This is a genomic window from Halochromatium sp. (assembly GCF_054919635.1).
In genome coordinates this window covers 1-5,677 of sequence record NZ_JBUDPI010000261.1, presented here as the reverse complement: position 1 = coordinate 5,677, position 5,677 = coordinate 1, and the positions used below count along the sequence as shown (strand labels likewise).

Sequence of the window (5,677 nt, the reverse complement as noted above, 5' to 3'; positions counted from 1 at the left end):
CGACAGTCGCAGCGTACGCGATTTCTTCATCCATAACGCGCTCTATTGGCTCGAGGAGTACCGCTTCGACGGTCTGCGCCTCGATGCCGTCCACGCGATCGCCGATGAGTCCGAGCCGGACATCCTGACCGAGCTGGCCGAGGCGGTTCAGGACCGTCTCGGGCACCGAAGGCTGGTTCATCTGGTGCTCGAGAACGACGGCAATCAAGCGCGCTATCTAGACCGGCGCCAGAATGGCATGGCCCGTTGGTATCGGGCGCAATGGAACGACGACTTCCACCATGCTGCCCATGTGCTGATCACCGGCGAGCAAGACGGCTATTACGCCGACTACAGCAAGGAGCCGGCCCGCCTCCTCGCCCGCTGCCTCGCCGAGGGCTTCGCCTATCAAGGCGAGCCGTCGCCGTTCCGCGACGGCGCCCGGCGCGGAGAGCCCAGCGCCAGCTTACCGCCGAGCGCCTTCATCAACCTGCTGCAGAATCACGATCAAATCGGTAATCGCGCATTCGGCGAGCGCATCGCCTCGCTCGCGTTTCCGGAGGCGCTGCGGGCGCTCAGCGCCGTGATGCTCCTCGCGCCATCGCCGCCCTTGCTGTTCATGGGGCAAGAAACCATGACCGAGACGCCATTCCTGTTCTTCTGTGATTTTGGCGATGAGCTGGCCGATTCGGTTACCCAGGGACGACGGCGAGAGTTCCAACGCTTCGAGCGCTTTGCTGATCCGCAGGCGCGCGAGGCCATCCCAGACCCAAACGACCCGGCCACCTTCGAGCGCTGCCGGCTCGACTGGGAGGCGCTCGAAGGTGACTCCCGCCACCGCGAGTGGTGGCTCTTCCATCAGCAGCTACTGCGGCTGCGCCAGCGCGAGATCGTGCCGCGTCTGGCCGGCGTCGATCTTGGGCAACGCCGCTTTGAGACCTTCGCCAGCCGCGCCATCCAGGTGCAATGGCGGCTCAATGACGGTGCTGTCTTGACCCTGACGGCGAACCTCAGCGATGCCGAGCGCCGCTACGATGCGCTGCCACTACCGACAGCGGGCGACGCCCTGTACCTGGAGCCATCCGGTCTCGACGACGCGTTCGCGCAACAGCAGTTGCCGCCCTGGGCGGTTGCTTGGCACCTGGCCTCGCCAGCGCGGCAGCCGGAGCTGGACCCGAGGGTGCGCGAGCGGCAATGGACCGAGGCAGACAGCCAGGACGCTGAGGGCTGAGCGATGAGTAGAACGCCGGAGCTAGAGCGACTTTGTGCGCATTATGGAATCGCCGCGACCTATACAGACGTCGAAGGCCGCGAGCATCAGGCCGACGCCAGCACGCGGCGGGCGTTGCTGAGAGCACTCGGGGTCGCCGCCGGGGACCGGGCAACAGAACAGCGCAGCCTCGAACACGCGATCGACCAGGAATGGCAACAGGTGGTGGCACCGGTCATCGTGCATCGGCAAGGCGATGAGACACCGACGCTCGCGCTCAGCCTGCCTGATCAATCAGCGATGGAGAAGGTGCGTCTCGTCTTCACCGGCGAATCGGGCGCCACGGCCGAAGCCGAGCTCGATCTGGGCAGGCTCGCCGTTGACGAGCAGCGCGAGATCGATGGCCGCCGCTGGCAGCGCCGCACGATCGCGTTGCCCGCGCCAACCGAGATCGGCTATCACCAGCTGAGGATCGATTCATCCGACGATAGCGTCCTCGCACAGACGCGCATGATCGTCGCTCCGCGTCGCTGCTGGCAGCCTGAGCACCAGGGTAACCGTGACCAGGCGAGCCCTGATGGGGGTGCTGGGGCAGGCACTGGGTCAGGCACTGGGGCAGGCGCTGGTCCAGGCACTGGCTCTGATCCTGGCGCAGACGCTGGCTCGGGCACAGGGCCGGGCACAGGCTCGGGCAGTGGGACGCGCGACTGGGGACTGGTGACCCAGCTGTATGCGCTGCGCTCTGCGCACAATTGGGGTATCGGCGACTTCACCGACCTGACTCGACTGGTCGAGACCGCGGCAGAAGCCGGCGCCGGTGCGGTCGGGCTCAGTCCGCTGCACGCCCTGTTCCTGACCCAGCCCGAGCGCTGCGACCCCTATGGCCCCTCGAGCCGGCGGTTCCTCAATCCACTGCACATCGATGTTGAAGCCGTCGCCGAGCTCGCCGACTGTCAAGCAGCGCGGGAGCTGATCGACAGCGACGAGTTCAAGGCGTTGCTGCGCGCGCTGCGCAGCGCATCCAGCGTCGATCTTGCGGCGATCACCGACGCCAAGCTGAAGGTGCTCGGCCGTCTCTACCAGCAGTTCTTGCAGCATCAATCCGCCCCCAAGGGACCACGGGTCGCAGCCTTCCAGGCCTTCTGCGACGAGCAGGGCGAGCCGTTGCGGCGATTCGCGATCTACCAGGCACTGAGCGAGCATTTCGCAGCCGCAGCGCAAGGCCAGCTGAGCGATCAGCAATGGCCCGCCGCCTATCATGACCCCCGCTCCGAGGAGGTCGCCACCTTCGCGCAGGAGCACGCCGAGCGCGTCGACTTCTTCGCTTGGCTGCAATGGCTGGCCCAGATGCAGCTCGAGTCGGCCGGCAACCGCTGTCAGGAGCTGGGCATGGCGCAGGGGCTGTTGCTGGATCTTGCGGTTGGTGCCGCACCCGATGGCGCCGATCACTGGGTGCTGCCCGGTCTCTATATCCAGGGCGCCCATGTCGGTGCCCCGCCGGACGACTTCAGCCCCAAAGGTCAGAACTGGAACGTCCTGGCTTGGCATCCACGCGCCTTGCGTGCTGCCGGCTACCAACCGTTCGCGGATGAGCTGCGTGCCAACATGCGCGCCGCTGGCGGTCTGCGCATCGACCACGTCATGGGCCTGATGCGACTCTTCCTGATCCCGGATGGGCAGCGGCCGACCGCCGGCACCTATCTCGCCTATCCACTCGATGAGCTGCTCGGGGTGCTCGCGCTCGAGAGCGTGCGCAACCGCTGCGTGATCATCGGCGAAGACCTCGGCACGGTGCCCGAGCTGATCCGCAAGGTGATCCCAGACTGGGGCATCCTCTCCACGCGGGTGCTCTACTTCGAGCGTGCCGACGACGGCGGTTTTCTCGAGCCACAGGCCTTCGAGCCGAACGCCATGGTCACTGCCGGCACCCACGATCTACCGCCGCTGGCTGGCTTCTGGCAGGGCATCGACATCGAGCAGCGGCGCGCGCTCGAACTGTTCCCGAGCGAGCAGGACTATGACAAGCGCCTACTAGAGCGCACCCAGGACCGCACACGGCTATTGCTGGCGCTAAGACACCAGGGGCTGTTGAGCGATCATGAGGGCGCGGACCCCATCGATGTGCCGCGCCTTGGCCCCGAGCACCTGAGGGCAATCCATGTCTATCTGGCGCGCACCGCATCAAAGCTGCTGCTGATCCAAACCGTCGATCTGCTCGCCGAGGCCGAGCAGATCAACATGCCGGGCAGCGGCAAGCGCTATCCGAGCTGGCGCCGCCGCCAACCGCTGCAGCTCGAGCACTGGCTGGAGCAACCCGAGATCCAAGGTCTGCTCGCGGCGGTGCGTGCCGAGCGCGGCAGCTCAGCAAGTCGTTTCAGCGGCTCGGAGCGGCCGCAGCTCGGTCCCCAAGCCGACCCCGCATCAGGCTCCGCTCAGCCCGGCAGCAGGCAGACCAAAGCTGATCAGCTCAAGGCTGACCAGACCAATGCCGGCCAGCTCGATACTGACCAGAGCAACGCTGGCCAGGCCGATACCGCTCAGACCAAGGTTGGGCAGGCCAACACGAAACAGCCCCCGAGCGAGCAAGCCAGCGCCACCTCGAGCAACGAGACGCCTCTGCAAGCGCCGATTCCGCGCGCCACCTATCGTCTTCAGCTGCACAAGGACTTTGGCTTCGCCGCCGCCACCGAGCTCGTGCCTTACCTCGCTGACCTCGGCATCAGCCACTGCTACTTCTCGCCCTACCTCAAGGCCAGGCCCGGCAGCACCCATGGCTACGATGTCGTCGACCACAGCCAGCTCAACCCCGAGCTCGGCAGCCAGGCGGACTATGATCGCCTGTGCGAGACCTTAGCCGCGCACGACATGGGCCAGATCCTTGACCTGGTGCCCAATCATGTCGGCATCATGGGCAGCGAGAACCCCTGGTGGCTCGACGTGCTCGAAAACGGCCCCGCATCGACCCATGCCGATTTCTTCGACATCGACTGGCGACCGCTCAAGCAGGAGCTACACGACAAGGTCTTGGTGCCGGTGCTCGGCGATCACTACGGGGAACTGCTCGACCAAGGCGAGCTGAAGCTGGTCTTCGCCGATGGCGCCTTCCGGGTTGAGTATTACGAGCATCATTTCCCGATCGATCCACGCGAGTATCCGCGCATCCTCGCACCCGGTCTGGCGGCGCTGCGTGAGCGGCTCAAGACCGATGAACCGACTGTTGATCCGACAGCGCACTCAACAGAAGCAAGCTCAGAAAAAGCGGGCTCAGAACTCGCTTCGGAGCTGGCTTCGGATCTGGCCTTAGATCTGGCCAGCTTCGAGAGCCTCATCACCGCCTTTGGTAACCTGCCACCGCGCAGCGCACTCGATGAGGCGTCGGTCACCGAGCGCTATCGCGACAAGGAGCTGCACAAACAGCGCCTGGCAGCGCTGTGCCAGGCCAATGCCGACCTCCAACGCTACATCCAAGACTGCCTGCAAGCCTATAACGGCTCCGATGACTACCCGGCGGACAGCGGCCGGCTGCATACCTTGCTGGAGGCTCAGGCCTATCGTCTCGCCCACTGGCGCGTCGCCGCCGACGAGATCAACTATCGGCGCTTCTTCGATATCAACGATCTCGCGGCGCTGCGGATGGAGAACCTCGACGCCTTCGAGGCGACCCATGAACGGGTGCTGCAGCTGATCGCCGAGGGCCGGGTGCAAGGGCTGCGCATCGACCATCCCGACGGTCTCTTCGACCCGGCCGCCTACTTTCGCCGCCTGCAACGGCGCGCGGCGCAGATCCTGCAGCCGCAGCGGACCCCCTTAGACGATGATCGCCCGCTGTACCTGGCCGCCGAGAAGATCCTGGTCGGCGACGAACAGCTGCGCTCCGACTGGCCGGTCCACGGCACCACCGGCTACGACTTCGCGACGCTCTGCGATGCCCTCTTCGTCGACAGCGATGGCGAGACCGAGCTTGATCGCTGCTACCAAGCGCTCATTGGCTCCGGCTCCGGCTTAGGCCCAGGCGGAGGGGACGGCTCTGCAAGAGGCTATGCCGACGAGGTCTATGCGGCCAAGCGGCTGGTGATGAAGAATCTCCTCTCCAGCGAGCTGCACGTGCTCGCAAGCGAGGCCGCCCGGATCGCCGAGATGGACCCGCATACCCGCGATTACACCCTGGATGCGCTGCGCAGTGCGCTGATGGAGATCGTCGCCTGCTTTCCGGTCTATCGCACCTACATCACCGATCAGGGCGTCTCCACCGCGGATCGCAATCAGGTGCTGAAGGCGGTCGCGGAGGCCCGGCGCCGCAGCCAGATGCCGGATCAGTCGGTGTTTGAATTCGTCCGCGACCTGCTGCTGACCGACATCGCCGCCGGCAAGCCAGCGCCGTACCGGGAGCGCGTGCTGCGCCTAGCGATGAAGCTCCAACAGTACAGCAGTCCCGTCACCGCCAAGGGCGTCGAAGACACCAGCTTCTATCGCTGGCACCGGCTCAGC

The 5,677-nt window shown here is 65.7% G+C and carries 2 protein-coding genes; both read left to right on the top strand.

All coding sequences use genetic code 11. The features are described 5' to 3' along the window. A partial coding sequence (locus ACY693_RS14250) for a DUF3459 domain-containing protein (RefSeq protein ID WP_462322485.1) occupies nucleotides 1-1,210 on the top strand: 1,210 nt, incomplete at its 5' end. Nucleotides 1,211-1,213: 3 nt separating this feature from the next. Continuing rightward, on the top strand, nucleotides 1,214-5,677 hold a 4,464-nt coding region (gene treY / locus ACY693_RS14245), incomplete at its 3' end, for a malto-oligosyltrehalose synthase (protein WP_462322484.1).